The organism is uncultured Slackia sp. (genome assembly GCF_944321625.1).
Lineage (GTDB): Bacteria > Actinomycetota > Coriobacteriia > Coriobacteriales > Eggerthellaceae > Slackia.
In genome coordinates, this window is sequence record NZ_CALUMA010000087.1 from 1 (window position 1) to 3,246 (window position 3,246).

2 protein-coding genes and 1 pseudogene are annotated in these 3,246 nt (G+C 63.2%); 2 read left to right on the plus strand and 1 reads right to left on the minus strand.

The features are described from left to right. Positions 1-408 (plus strand): annotated as a pseudogene (locus Q0J60_RS07650) (valine--tRNA ligase); the annotation flags it as partial. 92 nt (positions 409-500) lie between these two features. Here Q0J60_RS07650 and Q0J60_RS07655 read toward each other — a convergent pair. Further along, a complete protein-coding gene (locus Q0J60_RS07655; RefSeq protein WP_294440224.1) occupies positions 501-2,066 on the minus strand; it encodes an FAD-binding oxidoreductase in 1,566 nt (521 codons plus the stop codon). A 386-nt stretch (positions 2,067-2,452) separates the two neighbouring features. Between Q0J60_RS07655 and Q0J60_RS07660 the strand changes: the two genes are divergently transcribed. Then, on the plus strand, positions 2,453-2,974 hold the full coding sequence (locus Q0J60_RS07660) for a zinc ribbon domain-containing protein (RefSeq protein WP_294440227.1): 522 nt from the start codon (positions 2,453-2,455) through the stop codon (positions 2,972-2,974). Positions 2,975-3,246 lie beyond the last annotated feature (272 nt).

Consider the following 3,246-nt stretch of genomic DNA (forward strand, 5'->3'; position numbering starts at 1 on the left):
ATCTCGCCCAAGCTGGAGCTTGAGGTGATCGCCAAGGCGCCTGCCGCCAACATGGAGGCGCTCGCTGCGCAGAAGGCTCTGATCGAGTCCATGGCGCGCGTGAATCTGACCGTGGTGGAGGATTCGCCTGAGTTCGTCAAGCCCGAGGGCAGCGCCGCCGCGCTCGTCGAGGGCTGCGAGGTGTACTGCGTGCTGGCGGGTCTGGTCGACTTCGATGCCGAGCGTGCCCGTCTGGTCAAGGAGCGCGACAAGCTCCAGAAGGATTCCTCCAAGGTGGAGAAGAAGCTCTCGAACCCGGGCTATCTCGCCAAGGCGAAGCCTGAGATTATCGAAAAGGACAAGGCCAAGTATCTCGAGCGTGAGGCCAAGATCGACCTCATCGTCAAACAGCTCGCCGAGCTGGGATAATCCAGGTCGTCCGTTCTGACATATCGATGACGAAGGCCCCGATGCCGTCAATGGCATCGGGGCCTTCTCATGCTGCAGGCGTTCAGCCTGCGTTAGCTCTTGAGCGAGCCAAGCAGCTCTTCGCTGAAGAAGTTGCCGCGCCCTAGCTGACCTTTGGGGTCGAAGGCCAGCTTGAAGCGCGCCATCTCGCGAATGGCATCCTCGCCGTACATGATTTCCAAGAAGTCGCGCTTGAGCTTGCCCACGCCGTGCTCGGCCGAGACTGCGCCGCCCATCGCAGTGATCTCGCGCGCCCATTCGGCGAAGAGCGCCTTGCCGCGCGCGTATTCGTCCATGTCGCGCGGCAGGATGTTCACATGCAGGTGCGCATCGCCGATATGCCCCCAGGTGGCGGCCTCAAGTCCTTCGCGCGCAAGCGTGGAGCGATAGAGTGCCACGGCATCGGGCAGGCGGTCGAACGGCACCGACATATCGCTTCCCAGTTTGGTGATGTGCGGATACGTGCGACGTCGCTCGTCGATGATGCGGTTCACGTTTTCGGGCACCGCGTGGCGGAACACCCGTTGGCCCTCGCGCTCGGCCTCGGTGGACGCAACCCAGGTGGCATCGGCATCGCCGCCTGCCTGCTCAAGCGCCTCCATCAGGGTTTCGAGGGATTCCATGGCGGCATCGTCTTCGGCGCCGATTTCGATCGACACGCAGCAGCACGGCCCTTCGGGCGGCAGCGGAACATCGCCCGTCGCACGCTCGCGAAGCACATCAAGCGCGGCGGCGTCGATGTATTCGATGGAGATGGCGCGCTCGATACCGTGAGCTTGGGCCACGAAATCCAGGGCGTGCTGCTCGCTCGGAAGGAAGCATGCCACGTCCCATACCGACTGCGGGGCGTCCATGAGTTCCAGCTCCAGCTCGGTGATGACGCCCAGGGTTCCATCCGATCCGACGATTACATCCACGGCATCCATAGCGGGCATCATGTAATAGCCGCTTGCGCACTTGGCATGCGGCATGGCGTAGGAGGGGAGGGGCGCAGCGATGACGCGTCCGCCTTCCGCTGTAAGCGACAGCACGCCGTCGTGCGCCATAGCTTGGCCGCGCGATGCGGAAACCATATCGCCGTTGGCGATAGCCAGGCGCACTGCACTCACGTGGCCGCGCATGGCGCCGTAGCGGTAGCTGCGTGCGCCCGAGGCATTGCAGGCGGCCATGCCGCCGATGCTCGCAGAGGTTTCGGTGGGGTCGGTCGGGAACATGTGGAGCGGCGCGTCGAGGAATGCCTGGCGCGCTTCGAGCGACGCGGCGTCCCAGCCATCTGCGGGAATGCTGCGTTTCCTCAACGCATGATTGAGCTCCATGAGCGTGATGCCCGGCTGTACGCGGAGGAAGAAACGCCCGTCTTCATCGCGGCGCATTCCCAGGTAGCGGTTCATGCGTGAGAGGTTGAGAATGCAGCCTCCTTGCGGCACCGCACCCGCGGCAAGTCCCGTGCGTGAGCCCTGCACGGTGACGGGCGTGCCTTCGGCATGCAGTTCGCGCAGGACGGCGCATACGTCGTCTTCGGTTTCGGGGAAGGCGATGAAGCTTGCTGTCCCCACGGAACGCGATTCGTCGCGGAGGAATTCGTCATAATCGGAGGTAAAGGGCTGGATGATGGTCATGGCAACTCCTCGGACGACTGGATGTTTGACATGTTCGGCTCGGCGGCGTTCGAAGCCGGCGGCAGGCGAGGTGCATGGGACGCGATGCGTATTCGGGATATAGTAAACGTGCACGCAGACGGAGCCGCGTGTGCTTTCGCCGGAAGGCATGAGCCGTCCATGAACGGATACGCTCGAGAGGTGCGGTGGGCGGTGCGCGGGGGATGGGCGCGACGGCGCTAAGCGCGAACGGTTTGTAGCATGGGCACGGCTTCTGGGCATTTCATGGCGTATGAGCTGTATCAGGACTTTTTAGGCGCGAAGCGCTCATCTTTGCTACAATGGGCAATCGGCGTATACGCGCCGCAAGTCATCACCCGCATTGCGGGTCGTGAGAAGGATGTGACATGGACGAGATTCTTTCCCAGCTTTGGACCCCTGAGCTCCAGATGGCGCTCACGGTGTTCATCGTGTTCCTGGTTATTCTGTACGTGCTTTCCATCGTGTGGGTGGTGCGCGACGCGTACCTGCGCGGCACGGTCTGGTACATCTGGGCCATCGTCGCCCTGGTGCCCCTGCTGGGCGTCATCGCCTACTGCCTGCTGCGTCCGCCCCTGCTGCAGATCGACCGCGACGAGCAGGAGCTCGAGGTGGCTCTCAAACAGCGCCAGCTCATGCAGTACGGTGAGTGCGCCAACTGCGGCTATCCCGTTGAGGCCGATTACGTTCTGTGCCCCAACTGCCATCAGCGCCTGAAGAACCAGTGCGCGAAGTGCGGCCACGCGCTCGATCCTTCGTGGACGGTGTGCCCGTACTGCGCTACGCCCGTGGGCGGCTCGGCTCCTCGCGGGGGTCGAACTACCGGCGCGCCGAGGCAGGCAACGCCCCGGCAGGATGCCGGAGCACATGCCCAGGCGCCGCGCCATTAAGCGCCGTCTTGGCATATAACCTGCCTTGGAAAGCCGCCTCGTGCGGCTTTTCTTGTATGGGAATGCCGACAGTTGCGCGCTTCGGCCACCGGATCGCAATCTGTCGCATTTTCGAAGGCATGGTATGCCTGCCTTGTAAGCGCGACCATCCTGCCTATAATTAGAACCCGATTTCGCATTGGCATCTACGAATTCGCATTTAGGGGAGAAACGTGCCGCCCGACACGGCAAGCACCCCGACGGGGAGCGAGGCCGGCTCCGCGACACGTCCG